The following is a 20,433-nucleotide window of genomic DNA, read 5'->3' as shown; positions in this document are numbered from 1 at the left end:
AAGCCGGTGCGGACCGACGCGAACCGGATGCAAGCCGGTGCGAGCCGGTGCGAGCCGACGCGAACCGGATGCAAGCCGGCGCGAACCGGCGCTAACCGGCGCGAACCGGGCCTACTTGATCTTCGTGCCGGTCGAGCGCAGGTTGCCGCAGGCCTCGACGACGCGCGCGGACATGGACGCCTCGGCGAGCTTGCCCCAGGTGCGCGGGTCGTAGGTCTTCTTGTTGCCGACCTCGCCGTCGACCTTCAGGACACCGTCGTAGTTGCGGAACATGTGGTCCGCGACCGGGCGCGTGAACGCGTACTGGGTGTCGGTGTCGATGTTCATCTTCACGACGCCGTTCTCCAGCGCGGTGCGGATCTCCTCCTCCGTGGAGCCGGAACCGCCGTGGAAGACGAAGTCGAACGGGGACGCCTTGCCGTACTGGGCGGCGACGCCCTCGTTCAGCTCCTTCAGCAGCTCGGGACGCAGGACGACGTTGCCCGGCTTGTACACGCCGTGCACGTTGCCGAAGGAGGCGGCGAGCAGGTAGCGGCCCTTCTCACCGAGGCCGAGGGCCTCGGCGGTGCGGATCGCGTCGTCGACCGTGGTGTAGAGGGAGTCGTTGATCTCGTGGGTGACGCCGTCCTCCTCGCCACCGGTCGGCGTGATCTCCACCTCGAGGATGATCTTCGCGGCACGGGCCTGCTCCAGCAGCTCCTGCGCGATGGAGAGGTTGTCGGCGAGGGTCTCGGCGGAGCCGTCCCACATGTGCGACTGGAACAGCGGGTTCAGACCGGCCTCGACACGCTTCTGGGAGAGCGCCAGGAGCGGACGTACGTACCCGTCGAGCTTGTCCTTGGGGCAGTGGTCGGTGTGCAGCGCGATGTTCACCGGGTACTTCTCGGCGACGATGTGCGCGAACTCGGCCAGGGCGACCGCGCCGGTCACCATGTCCTTGCTGTACTGACCGCCCAGGAACTCGGCGCCACCCGTGGAGATCTGGACGATGCCGTCGCTCTCCGCCTCAGCGAAACCACGCAGGGCCGCGTGCAGGGTCTGGGTGGAGGTCACGTTGATGGCCGGGTAGGCGAACTTTCCTGCCTTCGCCCGGTCCAGCATCTCGTTGTAGACCTCGGGAGTTGCGATGGGCATGCGTCCGCTCCTTGTATCTGCGGGTTGACGTACTGCTGTGTCTAACGGCCCTGACCTAGACCTTGGGGTGCGACGTCATCGTCGGCCCCATCTTTCCAGACTTGGCCGGAAGGTCCAGGCCACCGTCCACGCCCTGGTCAGTCCCCGGTCAGTCGAGGCCCAGCTCGTCCTTGGAGAAGGCGAAGAGGTACGGCACCCCGGCCCCCTCCTGGATCTTCTCCGCGGCGCCGGTCGCCCGGTCGACGATGGTCGCGACGGCGACGACCTCGGCCCCGGCCTCGCGCACGGCCTCGACTGCGGTCAGCGGGGAGCCGCCGGTGGTGGAGGTGTCCTCGACGACCAGCACGCGGCGGCCCGCGATGTCCGGGCCCTCGACGCGCCGCTGCAGGCCGTGCGCCTTGGCGGCCTTGCGCACGACGAAGGCGTCCAGGCGCTTCCCGCGCGCGGCGGCCGCGTGCAGCATGGCGGCGGCCACCGGGTCGGCGCCCATGGTGAGCCCGCCGACCGCGTCGAACTCCAGGTCGGCGGTCAGGTCCAGCAGCACCTGCCCGACCAGCGGGGCGGCCTCACCGTCGAGGGTGACGCGCCGGAGGTCGACGTAGTAGTCGGCCTCGAGACCCGACGACAGGGTCACCTTGCCGTGCACCACGGCCTTGTCCTTGATCTGCTGCAGCAGCGCGCCGCGTGTGTCCGTCATGCCGCCCAGCTTAGAGGCGGCGCCAGCTCCAGGTCGTCGAGGCCTCCAGCGGCTCCAGGGGCGTGACCAGGTGCGGCAGGGTGTTGAGGCCGTTGGGCGGGCCGGTCTGCGGCTCCACGCACACGGCCTCCTGCTGCTCGTCGTAGACGACGACCCACTCCTCGCCGCTGGTCACCTTGAGCTCCAGTTGACCGGGCCAGGTCAGGGTGGCCTCGACGCCGCCGGGCATGCCGAAGCAGTCGTCCCAGGGTCCGGGCTTCGGATCGATGCGGTTGCCGGTGGGCAGGTGGTCGTCGCCGCGCTCCTCCTGCCAGGCGGGGTCGAAGCCGAGGGTGACGTCCTCGCCGCCGAGGTTCCGGTTGAACCACGGGTGCCAGCCGATCTGCGCCGGGAAGGACGAGTCGTACGTCTCGACGGACATGGTGAGCGTCAGCGCGTCCTCGGCGAGGGCGATGATCTGGGTGACGCGGCCCGGGTAGGGCCAGGGGTCGACCAGCTCGCAGGTGAGGACGGCCTCGTCCGCGCTGGTCCGGGCGGTGCGCCAGACCCTGTCGCGGACGGTGCCGTGGATGGCGTGGGGCGGGGCGTTCAGCGGCAGCTGCCGCACCTCGGCACCGTCCAGGAACCGTCCGTCGCGGGTCCGGCCGCACCAGGGCACCATCGGGAAGCAGCCGAAGCGCTCGCCCTGGCGCAGCAGTTCGACGCCACCGATCCGCAGTCCTCCGACCCGGCCGCCGTTGCCCGGCTGCACGGTCACCTCCGCGTCACCCGCGGTCAGCGTGATGTCTTCGTCACTCACGGGACGACCCTACTGCGGTGATCAAGAGGGCCTCACCGGTCGCGCGCCGCTTCGGCCCCGTGTGCCGGGGCAGGACGGTCCGGTACGGCCGCCACGTCGTTGTCGGCGTCTGCACACGGCCGGGACCGCCACGTGGTTCAGCGGCGTCTGCGCAGGGCCCGGACCGCCACGATGGCCGACGCCAGGGCCAGGGCCGCCGCGGGGGCCGCCCAGCGCAGCGGGGCCGGGGTCGTCACGGTCTGGGGCGCGGGCACGGGGGCGTACCGGCCGCGCGGCGGGGCGTGGTCGACCTCCTCGGCACTGCGTCCGATCATGGTCCGTCGCGCGTGCGCCGCCTCGGCGATGTCGTCGTCCTCGTCGATGTCGTCGTCCTCGTGGTCCACGGGTCCCGGAGAGGAGGGCGGGGCGTCGGCGCCGAGGCCGGAGGGACGCTCGGGGGCCGGGGGTTCCTCGGTGAGACCGGGGTCGGAGGGTGCCTTAGCGTTCCCGTCGGCCCCGGGCGGGGGCGGTGGTGCCTCGTCGTCCGCGCCCGGCGTCGTCTCGAGGTCCGTCGTCGCGCGCGGTTCGAAGTCCTGCGTGGCTGGGGGTGTGGTGGTCTCCGGAGCCGCTGCGGCCAAGTGCTCCGCGAAACGGTTCAGCAGCCGGGTGACCGCCCCCTCCACGGCGTCCGTCGGGAGGTCCCTGATCCGCCCGTCCGCGGTGGCCGTGCCGTCGTACACGACGGTGCAGCCGTGCTCCGCCTCGCGCAGGGCGATCCGCAGGGCGAGCTTGACCGAGCCGCTGCCGCGCGACTCCTCCGCCTCGCCTTCGACGGAGTAGGCGCCCTCGCGCCGGGACACCCGCAGGGCACCCCGGTAGGTGACGGAGTGGCTGCCGACGCGGATCTTCAGCCGCCCGGCGACGGGCTCGGCGCCGGCGTCCTGCTGGAGCCCGGGAACGGCCCGGGCGACCCGCGCGGGGTCGTCCAGCACCTCCCTCAGCCGCTCGGCCGGAACCGGAACGAACACCTCGTGCTCCATGTCGACGGACTCTACCCAGCACAGCGCGGAACGCACCTCCGGCTGAGGGATTCGCCCCCCGATCCACACCCACCAGGCGTATCCTCCCGGGGCGCCGGACGGGTTCCGCGAAGAGGGCCCCGCGAGGACGGCCCAGCGAGGACGCCTCAGCGTGGAGGGCTCAGCGAGGACGCCTCAGCAGGGAGGGCCCAGCCGGGAGGGCGCTGCGAATTCGGCCCCGCGAGGAGGGCCCCGCCCCGCAGTAGCGCCCCCGCCTCTCAGTAGCGCCCCGCCCCGCAGTAGCGCCCCCGCCTCTCAGTAGCAGGCGCGCCCCTCAGGAGCAGGCGCGCCCCTCAGGAGCGGGCTCGCCTCTCAGTAGCGGGCGCCCCTCAGTAGCGCGGGTGCACCAGCGTCGACGCCGGCAGCCCCGCGATCCGCGTCCTGCGCGCCGCCCGTTCCCCCGCGGCCAGGGACGCCTCCGTGAGGACACGGGGCCGCGGGCCGTCCGGGTCGAGCCGCAGCCGCGGTTCCGTGCGGGCGGCCAGGACGAAACCCCAGTCGCGGGGCGCCCGGGAGCGATCGGCGGGGGTGCGGTCGGGCCCGGCGGCGAAACCGGTGTGGCGGCCGCCCGTGCCGTACGGGGCGGTGCGGAAACCGGCCGCGCGCAGGGTCGCCTCGACCGTCCAGTACGCCCGGGGGCCGGCCGCGACCGGCCCGGCGTGCACCACGAGCCGTCCGCCGGGGGCCAGCACGCGCCGCGCGAGGCCGTAGAACTCCTGCGAGTACAGCTTCGTGCTCGCCGTGATCCCCGGGTCCGGCAGGTCCGAGACGACCACGTCGTACGTCGCCGGATTCGCTCCGCGCAGCCAGCCGAAGGCGTCCTCGGTCGACACGTGCACCCGCGGGTCGCCGAACGCGTGCCGGTTGAGCGCGGACAGGGCGGGGTCGGTGCGGGCCAGGCGGATCACCTCGGCGTCGAGTTCGACGACGTCGACCCGGTCCACTCCGGGATGGTGCAGCACCTCGCGGGTGGCCAGGCCGTCCCCGCCGCCGAGGATGAGCACGCGCGCGTGCGGCCCGCTCATCGCGGGGTGGACGAGGGCCTCGTGATAGCGCAGTTCGTCGCGTCCGCCGACCCGCAGCCGGCCGTCGAGGAACAGGTCGAGGGGCCGTCCGTGCGTGCCGCCGGTGAGGACGACCTCCTGCACCTCGGTCCGGAGCGCCACGCGGACGTCGTCGCCGTAGACGGCCTGCCGCGCGGCCCGTTCGAAGTCGTCGACGAGGACGGCGGCCGAGGCGAGGACCGCGAGGACGAGGGCGTTGCCGACCAGCAGCAGCCAGCGGGCGCGCCGGGTCAGGTCCCGTCGGAACAGGCCGAGCACCAGGGCACCGCCGACGACCGCGTTGACCGCGCCGGTGAGCAGCGCGCCGGTCAACTGCCCGAGGAACGGCAACAGAAGGAAGGGAAAGGCGAGGCCGCCGACGAGGGCGCCGACGTAGTCGGCGGCGGACAGGTCGGCGACCGCGCCGCCCGCGTCCTGGCGGCGGATGCGCTGGATCAGCTCCATCAGCAGCGGGACTTCGGCGCCGATGAGCAGCCCGGTGGCCAGGGAGAAGGCGACCAGCAGGCAGCGCGGTCCGTTGGCCCACATCCCGCCCCAGTCGCCGGTCCAGGCGAACACCGCGTACAGGGCCATCGCGCTGCACCCGCCGACGAGCGCGAGGGCGGCCTCGACGGCACCGAAGCCGGCCGCGGCGTGCGGGCGCAGCCGTTTCGCGGCGAGGGAGCCGATGCCCATGGCGAAGACCATGACGGAGAGCACGACGGACGCCTGGGTGACGGAGTCACCCATCAAGTACGAGGCGAGCGCGACGAGTTCCAGTTCGTACACGAGTCCGCAGGCCGCGCAGACGAACACGCCCGCGAGGACCAGGAACCGTCCGGTGCCGGGCCGCACGGGCAGTCGCGCCGGGCCGGCCGGGCCGCCCGGGGCGCTCCAGGGCGGCGGGCAACCGGGCGGGGCGGGCGCGTGCGGCTCGATCACGCTGCGACGTTACGTCACGCCTCGACTGCGGTTCGTCACCCACACGTGTGGTGCTGGTTTACAGGGGCCGGACATCGGCACGAGGTTCGGTTCGCCGCACGCGGTTCCACGGGCCGGGCGGCGGCGGGCGGCCGGGGTGCCGAAGTCACGGTCGGCGGCGGGCGGCCCGGGTGCCGAAGCCACCGTCGGCGGCGGGCGGCCCGGGTGCCGAAGCCACCGTCGGCGGTGGGCGGCCGGGGTGCCGACGTCGCCGTCGCGCGAGGGTCAGTTGACGAGCGCCGCCGCGGGCACGCGCACGCCCACTCTCGTGCGGGTCGCCACCAACTGCCCGTCCTGCGGGTAGGCGTGCCAGGTCCGCCAGTGCACCTGGCCCTCGTGGTGCTGGGCGAGCAGGGCCGTGAAGGCGTAGGGGCTGCCGGGGAAGACGCCGACGAGGCCGTGCGGGTGGTCGGAGACGAGGGCCAGCAACTCCTGGGCGCGGCCCGCGAAGGAGCCGGGCGAGAGGACCTCGACGCGGGCCGCGAACTCGTACTCCCAGTCGTCCACCCGTTTGGCGACGCCGAGCGGGAGCGGGGTGCTGCTGCCCGCGATGCACGCCACCGTCTCCGAGCAGATGCCCCGCTCCTCCTCCAGCAGGACCTGGTGGGACGCGCCGAGGAGCCGCAACTGCAGTTTGGTGTCCGCCAGTTCGAGGTCGAGCACGGCCAGTGCGGGAAGCGGCTCGCGCCCCAGGGCCCACGCGAGATCGGCCGCGCGCGTGTCGGTGTAGGAGGTGTTCAGGGTCGTGAGCATGGATCGGCTCCGCAAGCACACAAGGAGAGGGAGTGGGGTCCGCTGCGCCCCGGTGGCACGGCACCGGGGGATGTCGGCCCGGGGCAGCCCGGTCGGCCGGTTTCAGGAAGGTGTCCGCAGATCGTCCGAGGGGCTGCGTCGGTGGCTAAGAGGGAATCATGAACGGTGGCACCGCCACAGCGTTTTTACCCAAGTTCGTAGGGTTTCCATCCCTCAGAGGGCTCCCCAGCTCAACTGTTCAACCACGGCGTGCGCCGGTGTCGGGGAGGCGTGCGCCGGTGCGCCGTGGCCCACGCCCGCAGCGGGGACGCAGGGGCTGCCCGGATTCCGCCGAGATCCCGAAATGGCCGTTCGGGGGGAGCAGTTGCCCGGGGCGCACCACGCCGGGCGGGGGTTGTCCTACAGACATGGGACGTTGCGGGAAGCCATCCGAAGTCGCCCGACAGACATTCGACGGGTCGTCCGCCCGGGACTCTCCGCCCCCCTGCCCCCTGCCCCGCGACCTCCTGGCGTCCTGGCCCACTGGCCTCCGGCCCTACGCCCGGCCAGCCCTCCGCCCCGCTGACCCTCCGCCCCACCGGCCCTCCGCCCCGCTGACCCTCCGCCCCACCGGCCCTCCGCCCCGCCGACCCTCCGCCCCACCGGCCCTCCGCCCCGCTGACCCTCCGCCCCACCGGCCCTCCGCCCCTCCGCCCCACCGGCCCTCCGCCCCGCTGACCCTCTGGCCCGCTGACCCTCTGGCCCGCTGACCCTCCGACACGGCGACGCGGGGCCCGCCCCAGGTGCGGACCCCGCGTTCGGTGGATTGCGGCTCCCCTGTCGTGAGGACGGCCGACGTCAGTCAGCTGCCTCCGCCGCCGCAGCCACCACCTCCGCAGGACGACCCGCCTCCGCAGGACGAGCCGCCGCCGCAGGAGTGTCCCCCGTGGTGTCCGCCCCCGGACGAGCCGGAGTCTCCCCCGCCCGCCCACCAGCCGCCGCCGGCGCTGCTGCTGCTCGAACCGGTGGACGTGGACGCCCACCCGCCGCGACGCGTCCTCCCCCGGGAACCGCCCCCACGGGCCTTGGAGACCAGCGCCCCGACCAGGACGACTCCGACCACCGCCAGGATGATGCCGACGATCATGGCGTCACCCTCCTTCCATGTCCCCCGAAGCGGCCCCCCGTGGGCGCCTCGCTCTTGCGTGAAGCGGTGATGCCCTCCCCACTCCCGGCCCAACACAGAGTTGAGGAACTCCAGAGCTTCGGCGCAGGATGACCGGCATGACCTCCAGCGCGCGCCCCCTCCTGAACCGCCGGCTCGCCGAGTTCGGGACGACGATCTTCGCCGAGATGTCCGCCCTCGCCCTCAGCACCGGCGCCATCAATCTCGGGCAGGGCTTCCCCGACACCGACGGCCCCGAGGAGATCCGGGAGGCCGCCGTACGGGCCCTGCGGGACGGCCGCGGCAACCAGTACCCGCCGGGCCCCGGCGTCCCCGAGCTGCGCACCGCGGTCACCGCCCACCAGCAGCGCCGCTACGGCCTCGCCTACGACCCCGACACGGAGGTCCTGGTCACCGCCGGTGCCACGGAGGCCATCGCCGCCGCCCTGCTGGCCCTGGTGGAGCCCGGCGACGAGGTGATCGCCTTCGAGCCGTACTACGACTCCTACGCCGCGTGCATCGCGATGGCCGGCGGCCGCCGGGTGCCGGTCACGCTGCGCGCGCAGGAGGACGAGGGCCGTTTCCGTCTCGACCTCGACGAGCTGCGCGACGCCGTCACCGACCGCACCCGGCTGCTGCTGATCAACACCCCGCACAACCCGACCGGCACGGTCCTCACCCGCGAGGAGCTGGCCGCGATCGCCGAGCTGGCGGTGGAGCGGGACCTGCTGGTGGTGACGGACGAGGTGTACGAGCACCTGGTCTTCGACGAGGCCGAGCACGTGCCGCTGGCGACGTTCCCCGGGATGCGGGAGCGCACGGTCACCATCTCCAGCAGCGGCAAGACGTTCTCGTTCACCGGCTGGAAGGTCGGCTGGGTTACCGGCGCCCCCGATCTCGTCGCCGCCGTCCGCTCGGCCAAGCAGTACCTGACGTACGTCGCCTCAGGGCCGTTCCAGTACGCCGTTGCCGAGGCCCTGCGCCTGCCCGACTCATACTTCGCGGACTTCCGCGCGGACATGCTGGCCAAGCGGGATCTGCTCGCGGGCGGCCTTGAGCGGGCGGGCTTCAAGGTCTTCCGCCCGGCCGGCACGTACTTCATCACCACCGACATCCGGCCCCTAGGTGAGAGCGACGGTTTCGCCTTCTGCCGCGCGCTGCCGAAGCGCGCGGGCGTGGTCGCCATCCCGAACGCCGTGTTCTACGACCACCGCGAGCAGGGCGCGCCCTTCGTACGCTTCGCGTTCTGCAAGCGCATGGGTGTTCTGGAGGAGGCGGCAGCCCGTTTGAAGGCTCTGTCCGCCTAGCGCCACCAGGCGTGACGGCCACATGGCGCACCCCTTCGCCGCAGAGCCGGACGAAGCCGGTCGGGACTGCTGCCACATGTCGACGGCGTCTCCGCGTCGGCCCTGGGGCGGCAGCCGATCCACGGTCGGTCGGGCCAGGCGAGACGAAAACCGCTGACATTCGCCTGGCGTCGGGGACACGTGCCAGAGCTGGTTGGTCGAGAAGCGAGGCGAGCGCCTCGCCGGCCTGCACCGGGGTACGCCCCGGGGTGTGCCCGTTGAGATTCACGACGAGCTGTCCATCGGGGAAGCGCCCCGAGAGAACGTGGCCGGCGTGCACGGCGAAGGTGGTCTTCCCGACACCGGGCATGCCGTCGATCACGTGAACGGGCAGCCCCTCGCCACGCTCCTGTGACGCCCGCACCGAGCCCACCAGCCGCTCCAGCTCCGTGGCACGGTCGGTGAACGCGGCGGTGTCGCGCGGCAACGAACGCAGCACCTGGGCGGCCCCTGGCCCTGCTCCGTCCTATCAGGTTGCGCGCTTTCGCGTGGCGGCACGCGCCGCGGCACCAACCACATATGCAACGTCACTCGCGTGATGAGCCCGGGTCGAGATGACATTGACCGGGCGGCCACCACGGGAGTCCTTCGTCAGCGGGCGTCTGCCTCGGGCTCCGGGCGCGGGAGCTCGTCGAGGTCGAGGGTGAAGGTGCGGCCGTCGGCCAGGGGGATGGGGAGCTTGCCCGTGCCGTACTTGTGCGTGTGTGCCGCGATGTAACCGGTGCCGGTCGGCTGGGTGTGGAGGACGACTTCCTGGGCGTACGGGTCGACGACCAGGTAGATCGGGATGCCGTAGCGGCCGTATTTGGCGGTGCAGTCGTCATAGTCTTTGCGTGCGGAGGAGGTCGAGACGACCTCGGAGATCAGCAGGACGTCCTCGAAGCTATAGCGCTTGCCTTCCTTGCGTGCGTCCTCGCGCATGATCGCGAGGTCGGGGGCGGAATTCTCGTCGGCGGGGAAGTCGATGTAGACATCGGAGGTGACCTTCGCGTGACGGCCGAGAGCGACAGCGGAGTCGATCTGCATCGACCTGATGGTGCTGGAGTGCTCTTCGCTCTGCGGAGTCATGATCACCTTTCCGTCCGCCCCGAACAGGACCGTGTATCCCTTGGGGAACTCGGTGTGCACGATCGCGTCGACGCTCATGGACGGCTCCTTCCCGTGTGTGGTCAGGATACGGCGGACAGTGCCCTGTCCCGAGCCCGGCGGTACGGCTGTGAGCCGGTCCGGACAGGTCGCGGCGCGACCCGCGAATAGGTGTACGAACGAGGAGTCGGGTGGGTGACGGGATCCCCCGACCTGGTCACCGCCGTCCGCTCGGCGAAGCAGTTCCTGACGTACGTGGCATCCGGCCCGTTCCAGTACGCGGTGGCGAAGGCGCTGGCTCTCCCGGACACGTACTTCGAGGCGTTCCGAGAGGACATGCGCACGAAGAGGGACCTGCTGTCGGCGGGGCTCACGGAGGCGGGCTTCAAGGTGTTCCGTCCCTCGGGCACGTACTTCATCACCACGGACATCCGCCCCCTGGGCGCGGAGCTGTCCAAAAACGGCGACGGCGGGACCCGGCATCCGCTCGCTCAGGGAAGCCGGGCCGTTTCCCCAAAGGACTGCGGAGATGTTCCAGCCGGTCGCGCGCAGGTAGCCCCGGAAGCTGTCGAAACGGACAGCTCTGGGCAGGGGACGACAGCGCGGTGCGGCCGGTCACCGCAGAGTTCGGCCCGCAGCGCGCCGAAGTCGAGGAGCTGGCCCTTGCGCACCTGGTTGCTTATCTGCGCCAAGTCAAATGGGTGTGGCTCCTTTGGAGGGACGAGCGTACCCGGGTGCGTTCCGCTGGTGGCGGGCTCCGCCCGGGGCCCGGCGGGCGGGTGTTCATTGCTGAAGAGAGTGACGTCGTAGCCAACTCCGTTGGCTGGTAGGTATATCGGTACCACCTGGAGTGTGCCTGGCACTTCGGCGCTCGACTGATATGCGCCGGTGGTCAGCCGGTGAAGGACTCGGGGCCGAAACGGCCCCATGTGACGAAGGCAGCCAGGGCGAGGTAGATCAGGTCGCCGACGATCGTGGCCTTCTCGCCACGGCGCAGACGCATGGTGACCGCGCAGGCAAACAGCAGAACGAGTCCGGTGGCGGCCAGCGGCACCAGCACCGGCGCGATGTCGAGCACCGCGGGCAGAACCAGGCCGACCGCAGCCAGCAGCTCGACGGCGCCGATGGCCTTGAGAGCACCGGGGCTGAACTCCAGGACCCACCGCGCAGAGGAGCCCATCGCGGCCAGCTTCTCCTGCGGCACGAACATCTTGGAGCTGCCCACCAGGCAGACAGCGGCGAGCACCCCAGCGATGATCCACAGCGCGACGTTCATCATCAACTCCCTCATCGAGGACTTCCGTACCCGAGACGAGGCAGCGACTCGGCCTGTGACATGCCCGAACCCAGACAGCGGAGAGACGTGGGTCACACCGTTCCGTGTCACAGGAGTGAGGGCCGCCTCGTCTTGGAGGTGAAGGCATCGACGAACGTGGAGGAGCACACGATGGACGCGCGATTGAACTACTTCGCCAACCCGGCCGCCGGCAAGGCCCTCAAGTACTTCATGGCGGTCGGCCGGGAGCTGAAGGAATCGCCGCTGCCGGCCACGACGCAGGAGTTGGTGGCGCTGCGCGTGAGCCAGATCAATGGCTGCGCGGTCTGCATCGACATGCACACCAAGGAAGCCGCCGCGGCCGGCGAGACCCCGGTGCGGCTGAACCTGATCGCGGCCTGGCGGGAAGCGACGGTCTTCACCGCGGCCGAGCGCGCCGCACTGGAGCTGGCGGAGCAGGGAACCCGGGTCGCGGACGCGGCCACCGGCGTCAGCGACGACGTGTGGGCCCGCGCCGCTCAGCACTACGACGAGGAGCAGCTCACGGCCCTCGTGCTGCTGGTCTCTTTCATGAACACGGTGAACCGGCTGAACATCATCACCCAGCAGCCGGCCGGCGACTACCAGGTCGGCCAGTTCCACTGAACCACCACCGCACCCTGGCCCAGGTCAGGCCAGCCGGGGCCAGGACGCCGTCATCAAGGGGGGGCAGGGCGGTCGCGGCACGAGCGTTGTCTGCTCCGCCCACACATCGAATGATCTTCGAAGGATGCCTCGCCGGCGCGGGTCCGGCCGGGCACACAGACCGCAAAGGGGGAGTCGGCGTGGGCAAGGTCGAGGAGTTCGAGGAACTGCGGCCGCTGCTGTTCTCGATCGCGTACCGGATCCTGGGCAGCGTGGGCGAGGCGGAGGACGCGGTGCAGGAGACCTGGCTCCGCTACGACGCCTCGACCACCCGGCCCCTGTCGGCCAAGGCGTTCTTGTCAGCCACGGTGACCCGGATTGCCATCGACGTGCTGCGTTCCGCCCGGGTGCGGCGGGAGGAGTACGTCGGACCGTGGCTCCCCGAGCCGCTGCTGGACGATCCGTACCAGGACCCGGCCCGCGCGGCGGAGCTGGCCGACTCGGTGTCAATAGCGGCGCTGCTGCTCCTGGAGCGGCTCAGTCCGCTGGAGCGGTCGGTGTTCGTGCTGCGGGAGGTCTTCGCCTTCGGCTTCGCCGAGATCGCCGCCGCGGTGGGGCGCTCAGAGGCGGCGTGCCGGCAGCTGCTCGTAAGGGCACGCCGCCACATGCACGAGGGACGGCCCCGGTTCGAAGCGGACCGCCAGGAGCGGCAGGAGCTGGCGAGGCGGTTCTTCGAAGCACTGACGCAGGGAGACGTGGACGGACTGCAGAATCTGCTGTCCGCCGACGTCCAGCTCATCGGGGACGGCGGTGGCAAGGCACCGCAGCTGGCCAGGGCCGTCGCCGGCGCCGAGAACGTGGCCAGGCTGCTCGCCACCGTCTACCCGCTCATGGCCCGGATCGGCATCACGTTCGAACCGCACGAGGTCAACGGCCAGCCGGGCGCTCTCTTCCGCGACCGCGACGGCAAAATCCTCCACATCCTCGCCCTCGACACACTCGACGGGCAGATCCAGACGATCCGCGCGGTCATCAACCCCGACAAGCTCAGCCACCTCGGCCCGGTCGCCGACGCCTGGGCCGTCGACCAGGAAGTGAAGCAGACCCGTAAAGCCCAGTGATCTCCCGACCAGCCTGACAGGGCAGGACCGGGGGTTTCAGTGCCGCATGCCGATGATCCTGGCGCACGGCTCGCCCGTGACGTCTTCCGCGACACGAACCGCGATCATCCACCGCGCAAGATCGATTATCGACACACCCACAAGGGGTTCAGTCATGATCCTGATCACCGGGGCCACCGGCGTCGTCGGCCGGGAAACCGTCCGCCTCCTGGTCGAGGGGGGAGCGAAAGTCGCCGCTGTCACCCGCGACCCGCACGCCGAATTCCCCGCGGGTACACAGCTCGTCCACCCCGCGAAGGTTCCCACCATCAACGGCGTGGAGGCCATCCTGCTCAGCCCGCGTGCCGCCGGAACCATTGCTGTCGACCTGTTGGCACGCGCCCGCGAGACGGGCGCGGCGAGGGTGGCCGTACTGTCCTCCGTGACCGTGGGGTACCCGGCTGGGCACGCACGCTTCCGGCAGCAGTTCCACGCGGTCGAGGACGCAGCCAAGGGGAGCGGCCTGGACTGGACGATCCTGCGCTGCGCCGATTTCGCCGCCAACACCCTGGCCTGGGCCGGGCAGATCCAGGCGACCGGGACCGTACGGGGGGCATACCCGCACGCCAGGACCTCGACCGTCGACGAGCGTGACATCGCCGCGGTGGCCGCTCTCGCCCTGACCCACCCGCAGCACCGCGGTCAGACGCACCTGCTCACCGGGGAACAGTCGCTGAGCCAGCCGGAGAAAGTCGCCGCGCTCGGCGCGGCGCTCGACCGGACACTGTCGTTCGTCGAGGCCGCACCGGACGAGATCCGCCGCGGCATGCTCGCCGCCGGCCTGCCCGACGAGGTACCCGACCGGCTGCTCGGCTCGCTGGCCGACTACGCCCGCGCAGCCGGGCCCACCACCGACACCGTGCGGCGGCTGCTGGGCCGCCCGGCACTCACGTACGCCACCTGGGCGCACGACCACCGTGCCGCCTTCACCACAGGAGGACCCCGATGAAACTCACGATCGTGGCCGCCACCGGCGGCATCGGACGGCACCTGGTCGAGCAGGCGGTGGCCGGCGGGCACGACGTCACCGCCGTGGCCCGCCGCCCACGTGAACTGCCGGGCGGCGTCCGGACGGTCGCCGTCGACCTCACCCGCCCCGACATGCGGACACTCGCCGCGGCGGTACGCGGCGCCGACGCCGTACTGTCCGCGCTCGGCCCGCGAAACCCGCGCGCGGACGCGGGCATCACCTCGCGTGGCACCCGCGCGATCGTCACGGCGATGCATGCCGAGCACGTCCGGCGGATCATCATCGTCAGCGCCGCACCCGTCGGGCCGGTGCCGGTGCCTGGCCGGCCGACGCCACCCAGGCACGATCCCGGCGACGGCTTCTTCATGCGTCACCTGGGCGTCCCGTTGACCCGGGCCACGTTCGGCCGGCACTACGCCGACCTCGCCGTCACCGAGCGGACCCTGCGCGACAGCGGACTGGAATGGACGGTGTCGCGCCCGCCCAAGCTCACCGACAAGCCCCTGACCGGCAGGTACCGGACCGCGTGGAACCGCAACATCCGAGGCGGGTTCTCCGTGCCACGCGCCGACGTCGCCCACCACATGCTCGCCATGGTGAACCAGCCGGACACCATCGAGCAGGTCGTCGGAATCGCGAACTGACGCGCCACGGACACGACCCGGGCTGCGAGTGAGAAAGCGGGCGACGACCCGCGACGGTGACCAACAAGGTCAGGAAGATGCCTCGGCCGTCCCGCCCGCCCCTTCGCCGCCCGGGTCACCCATCCCGAAAGGACGCGTTCATGACGAAGTACGCCCGTTTCATCAGCCTCGTATGCGCGGGGCTGTTCGCCGGATTCCTCACGTCGGTCCTTGTCCTGGAACTCTCGCTGCGCGGCTTCGACAGCACCGTCTACACCCAGGTCCGGCTGGTCGAACTCAACTCCCTCGACAAACTCGCCGTCGCCACACTCCTGCCGGCCCTGATCGCCACAGCGGTACTGGCCCACCAGACCTACCGAACAAACACCCGATGGCCGACCGTGGCCGCACTCGCCCTCCTGGTCGTCGTTCTCGGCCTCACGCTCACCGTCAACCTGCCCATCAACTCCGACCAGCTCCACTGGAGCGCCCAGTCCCCGCCCTCCGACTGGATTGGCGTACGGGACCGCTGGCAGATCGCCCACGCCGTCCGGACGATGGCCGCGGTCCTCGCCTTCGCGGCCCTCGCCCTCGCGGCGCCGTTGCCTCGTACACGTCGTCCAAGCCCGCCGAACACCTCGGCGCGGACAATCCGCCGAGCACCGCGCCGGTGACGGAGCCTGCGGCCATGATTGCTGTCGGCGGGGCTCGCGGACGCCGGTTTCGGGGTGTTCCGCACGGCGGGCACGTACTTCGTCACCACCGACATCCGCCCCCTGGGCGAGAGCGACGGCTTCGCCTTCTGCCGCGCGCTGCTCGAGCGGGCGGGCGTGGTGGCCATCCCGAACGCCGTGTTCTACGACCACAAGGAGATGGGGGCACCCTACGTCCGGTTCGCGTTCTGCAAGCGGACCAAGGTACTTCAGGAGGCCGTGAAGCGCTTGAAGCCGTAGCTCAGGCCGCCGGGGCTCCGCATGACCGTCGGCCTGCCGCACCGGGCAGTGCCGGCACGGCGCGCTCGCGAGCGGTTGTTCCGCGCCAGGCGTCGAGCGGGAGTCGCCGGCTGCCGTGGCGTCCCGTCCGAAGCGCGCCGCATGATCGGATGACAGGTTCTTCAAAGGTTCTTCATCACCTCCGGCCTACGGTCGAAAGGCCCTCCGCGCCCGCGGTCGGGCGCGACAGGAAGCGGGAGAACCGATGAGGACGAACCGGGTGCTGATGGCCGTGGTGACGGCGTCGGTCATGGCGATCACCCTGGCCGGCTGCGGGGGCGAGGGCGACACCCCGAAGGTCCCGACGGCGGGCGGCGACGAGGCGTCCGGCAAGGCCTCCGGCAAGGCGACCGCGCCGAGTGGCGGCGACGACGTGGCCGCGTATGTGAGCGCCCAGCGCGAGTGGGTGAAGTGTCTGCGGGAGAACGGGGTCGACGCCCCCGACCCGGACGCCAAGGGGCAGGTCGACTTCGGCGACAACGCGGCGCTGAAGAAGAACACGAAGTTCCTGGACGCCTCCGAGAAGTGCGCCTCGCTCAAGGCGGCCGTCCCCGAGGGCCTTGAGAACGCCAACCAGCCCAAGCTCACCCCCGCGCAGATCAAGGTCAAGCGGGACTACGCCGACTGCATGCAGAAGAACGGCGCGCCCGACTTTCCCGATCCCGGCCCCGACGGGACCGCGCAGGGCTCCGAGTGGAACCAGACGTCGGCGGGAGCCAAGCGTGCCACCCGTGTCTGCGCTCCGATCATCGGTGACCCGGCGGACCAGCCCGCGGGCAAGGGCTGACGATGGCGGAGACCGTTGTGCAGACCGATCACGAGCGCGGGGCGGCTCCCGCGCCGCCGCCGCGCGGTCGGCGCGGACGGCGCACGGTCCTGGTGGCCTCGGCTCTGGTCGTCGTGGCGGCAGTCGCCGTGGTCGGTGCGCTCGGCCTCGGCGGGGGCGGGGCGAAGGAGGGCTCCTCCGCCCCGCCCCGCTCAGACTCCACCGTCCCGGTCACCCGGACCACACTGACCGAACGCACCACGGTGGACGGCCAGTTGGGCTACGGCACCGAGATACCGCTGCCCGTCAAGGCGACGGGCACCGTGACCTGGCTGCCCGCGGAGGGCACGACCGTGAAGCGCGGCGGCACTCTGCTGCGCGTCGACGACCGGCCGGTGGTGCTGCTGTACGGGACGCTGCCGATGTACCGGGAGCTGGGCCTGACCGCGGGCGCCCGGCAAGGCACCCGGCAGGACGCCCAGCAGGAGACCGGGGCCGAGAGGGACACCCGGGACTCCGGTGGCCAGGGCCGCACGGACGAGACCTCCGGGGCACCGGACCGCACGGACGAGACCTCCGGGGCTCCGGCCCCCTCCGGATCGCCGACGCCCTCGGGCGGCGCCGGGGCCGGGGCCGGGGCCGGAGGGACAGCGGGCACGCTGCGCGGGATGGACGTCCTGCAGTTCGAGAGCAATCTCGCCGCTCTCGGCTACACCGGCTTCACCGTCGACGAGGAGTTCACCGACCTCACCGCCCGCGCGGTCAAGCGCTGGCAGAAATCCCTCGGACTCCCCCAGACCGGCACGGTCGGCATCGGGGACGTCGTCTACTCCACCGGCAAGGTACGGATCGGCCACGCGGGTGTCCGGCTCGGCTCACCGGCCACCGATGACGCCCTCAGGTACACCGGTACGTCCCGGAAGGTCGTCGTCAACGCCTCGGCTGCGGAGGACTCCTGGGCCGTGCGCGGCGCCGCCGTCACGGTCGGGCTGCCCGACGGGAAGTCGGTGAAGGGCGAGGTGGCCTCGGTGGGGAAGAGCGCGACCGCGCCCGAGGAGGGAGGCGGGGAGGGTGGCTCCGCAACACCGACGGTTCCGGTGACCATCACCATCAAGGACCAGAAATCCGTGGGACGGCTGGAGAGCGCGCCGGTCACCGTCGAGTACGTGGGGCGGGAACGGGCGGACGTCCTCACCGTCCCGGTCGCCGCGCTGGTCGCCCTGGCCGAGGGCGGCCACGGCCTGGAGACCGCGGACGGCCGGTTCGTCGCGGTGAAGACCGGGCTCTTCGCGGACGGCCGGGTGGAAGTGAGCGGAAGCGCGGTTCGCGAGGGCATGAACGTGAGGATCCCGGAGTGAGCGGAGCATCGGCCGTCGTGGAGTTCGACGCGGTCTCCAAGACGTACCCCGGTGGTGTGGCGGCGGTACGGGACGTGACCTTACGCATCGGGCGCGGCGAACTCGTCGCGGTCGTCGGCCCGTCGGGCTCGGGCAAGTCGAGCATGCTGAACCTCATGGGCAGCCTCGATCGACCCTCCGCCGGGCGGGTGCTGGTCGACGGCCACGACGTGGCGAAGCTGACGGACCGTGAGGTGTCCGCGCTGCGGGCCACCCGGATCGGCTTCGTCTTCCAGCAGTTCCATCTGGCGGTAGGGGTTCCGGTCCTGGACTCCGTGGCCGACGGGCTGCTGTACGCCGGAGTACCGCTGCGCCGCCGCCGGGCCGGCGCGGCGGCGGCGCTGGAACGGGTCGGCCTCAGCCACCGCGTCCACCACCTCCCGCACCAGTTGTCCGGCGGCGAGCGCCAGCGGGTGGCGGTGGCCCGGGCGGTGGTCGGCGAACCGGCGGTCCTGCTGGCGGACGAGCCGACCGGCAACCTGGACTCCGCTTCCGGGGAGGCCGTACTCGGTCTGCTGCGCGAGCTGAACGCCGCCGGGACCACGGTCGTGATCATCACCCACGACCGGGAGATCGCGGCCGGGCTGCCCCGCCGTATCGAGATGCGCGACGGCCGCGTGGTGGCGGACACCGCGACCCACACCGCGACCGACACCGCGGCCGACACCGCGACCGGCACCGCGCCGAACGAGGCGGTCCGATGACCGACGTCACGACGAACGGCCCGCCCATGGACGACGCCCCGCCGACCCTGCCGTCCGGCCCCCGCAGCGGCGGCGGACGTGGCCGCGGGCGAGCGAGCGATGACGTCGGTGGCACGGGCGGCCGACTGCGGGCCGCCCGCCTCGGTCCTCAGGACATCGTGCGGCTCGGCGGGACCGGGCTGCGGACTCGCCCCCTGCGGATCTTCCTCTCCGCGCTCGGGATCGCGATCGGCGTCGCCGCCATGATCGCGGTGGTCGGAATCTCCGGATCCGGCCGGGCGGAGGTGGACCGCCGACTCGACGCGCTCGGCACCAACCTGCTGCGGGTCGCCCCCGGCGACTCACTCGACGGCACCGAGGCCAAACTGCCCCACGAGGCCGTCGCGATGATCCGCCGCATCCCGCCCGTGCAGCAGGTCGCCGCCACCGGCGCGACCGACGCGCACATCTACCGCAATGAGCGCATCGCCATCGGACGCACCGGCTCCCTCGAGGTCCTCGCGACCGACAGGCACCTGCTCCCGGCCGTCGGCGGCCACGTCCGCCGGGGCCGCTGGCTGGATTCCGCGACCGAGCAGTACCCGGCGGTCGTGCTCGGCTCCACGGCCGCGGGCCGGCTCGACGTGTACACACCGGGGACCCGGGTCTGGCTCGGCGACCGCTGGTTCTCCCTGGTCGGCGTCCTCGATCCCGTACCGCTCGCGCCGGAGCTCGACAGCGCGGCGCTCGTCGGCTGGCCGGCGGCCCGGACGTACCTGCGCTTCGACGGCCATCCGTCGACGGTCTACGTCCGCGCCGAGGACAGCCAGATCACGGAGGTACGGGCCGTGCTGCCGGCCACGGCGTACCCCGAGAAACCGGGACAGGTCCAGATCTCCCGGCCCTCCGACGCGCTCGCCGCCCGCGAGGCCACCGAGTCGGCGCTGACCGGGCTGCTGCTCGGCCTCGGTGGCGTGGCGCTGCTCGTCGGTGGCGTCGGGGTCGGCAACACGATGGTCATCTCGGTCCTGGAGCGGCGCCCCGAGATCGGCCTGCGCCGGGCGCTGGGGGCGACCCGCGGCCAGATCCGGACCCAGTTCGTGACGGAGTCGCTGCTGCTGTCGCTCATCGGCGGCCTCGGCGGGACGGTGCTGGGGACGGCGATCACGGCGGTCTACGCCCTCAGCCGCGACTGGCCGACGGTCGTCCCGGTGTGGGCGAGTGCGGCGGGGATCGGCTGCACCCTGGTCATCGGCATGATCGCCGGACTGTACCCGGCGGTACGGGCGAGCCGGCTGTCACCGACGGAGGCCCTGTCCGGCTCCTGAGCGGCCCTCCGTCGAACGAGTCGGGGGCGGCCGTACGTGTCAGGGGCGGCCTCGGTGAGACCGCCCCTGACACACCATCAGTCCTGCTTGCCCGGCAGTCCTGCGGGAGTGCCGGCGAGCGTGCTAGAAGCCGCAGTAGACGAGGCTGCCGCCGTCGCTCAGCAGGTCGTCGCGGACCCAGCCGGACGTACCGGTGGTGTCGTTCCGGAGGTACGTCCAGGTCTCGTTGGTGTTGCCGATGCGCGTGTAACAGTGGTAATCGAGGCGGTGGGTGTTGTAGGCGATGCCGTTGCTGGCGCAGTTGGTGCTGGATCCGCTTCTCTCGTTGGCGCCGTTGGCCGTCTTGTTCCAGGCGCTGCTGTCCATGTCGGAGGCGGTCCTGCCGCAGGACGCGGCCGCGGTGGCCGGGGTGGAGAGGGCGAGCGGGACGGCCATGGCCACCGCCGCCAGGGCGGGTACGACAGCTGCGATTCGACGCTTCACTTTGAACCCCCATGAATGCGTTCTCTGTCGGCACTGCTTGCCCAGGCCGTTGGATGACACCTGAGCGAAACAGCGACCACTGCACCAAAT

General features: G+C 71.8%; 21 protein-coding genes and 2 pseudogenes. 13 read left to right on the top strand and 10 right to left on the bottom strand.

The features are described 5' to 3' along the window. Positions 1-111 precede the first annotated feature (111 nt). The 7 genes from fbaA to FDO69_RS28260 all read right to left on the bottom strand — a co-directional run bounded on the left by fbaA (position 112) and on the right by FDO69_RS28260 (position 7,591). Positions 112-1,134 (bottom strand): class II fructose-bisphosphate aldolase, encoded by a 1,023-nt coding sequence (gene fbaA / locus FDO69_RS28295; protein WP_104783177.1) that lies wholly within the window; start codon positions 1,132-1,134, stop codon positions 112-114. Positions 1,135-1,282: 148 nt separating this feature from the next. After that, positions 1,283-1,831: an orotate phosphoribosyltransferase gene (gene pyrE, locus FDO69_RS28290; protein WP_104783174.1), complete on the bottom strand. Its 549-nt coding sequence runs from the start codon at positions 1,829-1,831 to the stop codon at positions 1,283-1,285. 10 nt (positions 1,832-1,841) lie between these two features. After that, entirely contained in the window at positions 1,842-2,630 is a 789-nt protein-coding gene (locus FDO69_RS28285; protein WP_104783171.1) for an aldose epimerase family protein, read from the bottom strand. A gap of 137 nt (positions 2,631-2,767) precedes the next feature. Beyond that, on the bottom strand, positions 2,768-3,649 hold the full coding sequence (locus FDO69_RS28280) for an SRPBCC family protein (RefSeq protein WP_104783168.1): 882 nt from the start codon (positions 3,647-3,649) through the stop codon (positions 2,768-2,770). 368 nt (positions 3,650-4,017) lie between these two features. Next, complete coding sequence (locus FDO69_RS28275; protein WP_104783166.1) at positions 4,018-5,673, bottom strand: polyamine aminopropyltransferase; 1,656 nt, start codon at positions 5,671-5,673, stop codon at positions 4,018-4,020. 264 nt (positions 5,674-5,937) lie between these two features. Then, positions 5,938-6,465: a DUF2617 family protein gene (locus FDO69_RS28270; protein ID WP_167526695.1), complete on the bottom strand. Its 528-nt coding sequence runs from the start codon at positions 6,463-6,465 to the stop codon at positions 5,938-5,940. 841 nt (positions 6,466-7,306) lie between these two features. Next, the gene (locus FDO69_RS28260) at positions 7,307-7,591 is read right to left on the bottom strand and encodes a hypothetical protein (RefSeq protein ID WP_104783158.1); all 285 of its coding nucleotides are present in this window, start codon (positions 7,589-7,591) and stop codon (positions 7,307-7,309) included. A 128-nt stretch (positions 7,592-7,719) separates the two neighbouring features. Between FDO69_RS28260 and FDO69_RS28255 the strand changes: the two genes are divergently transcribed. Both FDO69_RS28255 and FDO69_RS41355 read left to right on the top strand, forming a co-directional pair. After that, positions 7,720-8,916 carry a pyridoxal phosphate-dependent aminotransferase gene (locus FDO69_RS28255; RefSeq protein ID WP_104783156.1) on the top strand — a complete coding sequence of 399 codons (1,197 nt, stop codon included), beginning with the start codon at positions 7,720-7,722 and terminating at the stop codon, positions 8,914-8,916. Positions 8,917-9,166: 250 nt separating this feature from the next. After that, positions 9,167-9,310: a hypothetical protein gene (locus FDO69_RS41355; protein WP_170320957.1), complete on the top strand. Its 144-nt coding sequence runs from the start codon at positions 9,167-9,169 to the stop codon at positions 9,308-9,310. 236 nt (positions 9,311-9,546) lie between these two features. Here the strand turns inward: FDO69_RS41355 and FDO69_RS28245 are convergent, their stop codons facing one another. After that, positions 9,547-10,101 (bottom strand): Uma2 family endonuclease, encoded by a 555-nt coding sequence (locus FDO69_RS28245; RefSeq protein WP_104783153.1) that lies wholly within the window; start codon positions 10,099-10,101, stop codon positions 9,547-9,549. A gap of 126 nt (positions 10,102-10,227) precedes the next feature. Here FDO69_RS28245 and FDO69_RS28240 point away from each other — a divergent pair. Beyond that, positions 10,228-10,485: pseudogene (locus tag FDO69_RS28240) on the top strand (aminotransferase class I/II-fold pyridoxal phosphate-dependent enzyme); the annotation flags it as partial. 448 nt (positions 10,486-10,933) lie between these two features. Here the strand turns inward: FDO69_RS28240 and FDO69_RS28235 are convergent. Beyond that, the gene (locus tag FDO69_RS28235) at positions 10,934-11,317 is read right to left on the bottom strand and encodes a DoxX family protein (protein ID WP_104783311.1); all 384 of its coding nucleotides are present in this window, start codon (positions 11,315-11,317) and stop codon (positions 10,934-10,936) included. Between the two features lie 171 nt (positions 11,318-11,488). Between FDO69_RS28235 and FDO69_RS28230 the strand changes: the two genes are divergently transcribed. The 10 genes and pseudogenes from FDO69_RS28230 to FDO69_RS28185 all read left to right on the top strand — a co-directional run bounded on the left by FDO69_RS28230 (position 11,489) and on the right by FDO69_RS28185 (position 19,860). Beyond that, on the top strand, positions 11,489-11,962 hold the full coding sequence (locus FDO69_RS28230) for a carboxymuconolactone decarboxylase family protein (RefSeq protein WP_104783309.1): 474 nt from the start codon (positions 11,489-11,491) through the stop codon (positions 11,960-11,962). A gap of 179 nt (positions 11,963-12,141) precedes the next feature. Continuing rightward, positions 12,142-13,062, top strand: coding sequence for an RNA polymerase sigma-70 factor (locus tag FDO69_RS28225; RefSeq protein WP_104783150.1), 921 nt, complete (start codon positions 12,142-12,144; stop codon positions 13,060-13,062). 154 nt (positions 13,063-13,216) lie between these two features. Beyond that, positions 13,217-14,050 carry an NAD(P)H-binding protein gene (locus tag FDO69_RS28220; protein WP_104783147.1) on the top strand — a complete coding sequence of 278 codons (834 nt, stop codon included), beginning with the start codon at positions 13,217-13,219 and terminating at the stop codon, positions 14,048-14,050. Continuing rightward, entirely contained in the window at positions 14,047-14,715 is a 669-nt protein-coding gene (locus FDO69_RS28215; RefSeq protein WP_104783144.1) for an NAD(P)-dependent oxidoreductase, read from the top strand. Before FDO69_RS28220 ends, FDO69_RS28215 begins: the two co-directional genes overlap by 4 nt. 140 nt (positions 14,716-14,855) lie before the next feature. Then, a complete protein-coding gene (locus tag FDO69_RS28210) occupies positions 14,856-15,368 on the top strand; it encodes an anthrone oxygenase family protein (RefSeq protein WP_104783142.1) in 513 nt (170 codons plus the stop codon). 18 nt (positions 15,369-15,386) lie between these two features. Further along, positions 15,387-15,647: pseudogene (locus tag FDO69_RS28205) on the top strand (aminotransferase class I/II-fold pyridoxal phosphate-dependent enzyme); the annotation flags it as partial. A 244-nt stretch (positions 15,648-15,891) separates the two neighbouring features. Next, complete coding sequence (locus tag FDO69_RS28200) at positions 15,892-16,473, top strand: hypothetical protein (RefSeq protein ID WP_104783139.1); 582 nt, start codon at positions 15,892-15,894, stop codon at positions 16,471-16,473. Between the two features lie 2 nt (positions 16,474-16,475). Continuing rightward, positions 16,476-17,810 carry a peptidoglycan-binding domain-containing protein gene (locus tag FDO69_RS28195; RefSeq protein WP_104783137.1) on the top strand — a complete coding sequence of 445 codons (1,335 nt, stop codon included), beginning with the start codon at positions 16,476-16,478 and terminating at the stop codon, positions 17,808-17,810. Next, complete coding sequence (locus tag FDO69_RS28190; protein WP_170320956.1) at positions 17,807-18,553, top strand: ABC transporter ATP-binding protein; 747 nt, start codon at positions 17,807-17,809, stop codon at positions 18,551-18,553. The genes FDO69_RS28195 and FDO69_RS28190 overlap by 4 nt, the downstream gene beginning before the upstream one ends. After that, positions 18,550-19,860: an ABC transporter permease gene (locus tag FDO69_RS28185; protein ID WP_234388147.1), complete on the top strand. Its 1,311-nt coding sequence runs from the start codon at positions 18,550-18,552 to the stop codon at positions 19,858-19,860. Before FDO69_RS28190 ends, FDO69_RS28185 begins: the two co-directional genes overlap by 4 nt. A 123-nt stretch (positions 19,861-19,983) precedes the next feature. On the opposite strand, the gene FDO69_RS28180 is transcribed toward FDO69_RS28185, so the two are convergent. After that, a complete protein-coding gene (locus FDO69_RS28180) occupies positions 19,984-20,343 on the bottom strand; it encodes a hypothetical protein (RefSeq protein ID WP_104783134.1) in 360 nt (119 codons plus the stop codon). Positions 20,344-20,433: the final 90 nt, after the last annotated feature.

It is taken from the genome of Streptomyces tibetensis, from assembly GCF_007655005.1.
Lineage (GTDB): Bacteria > Actinomycetota > Actinomycetes > Streptomycetales > Streptomycetaceae > Streptomyces > Streptomyces tibetensis.
This window is presented reverse-complemented; position numbering and strand designations above follow the sequence as displayed.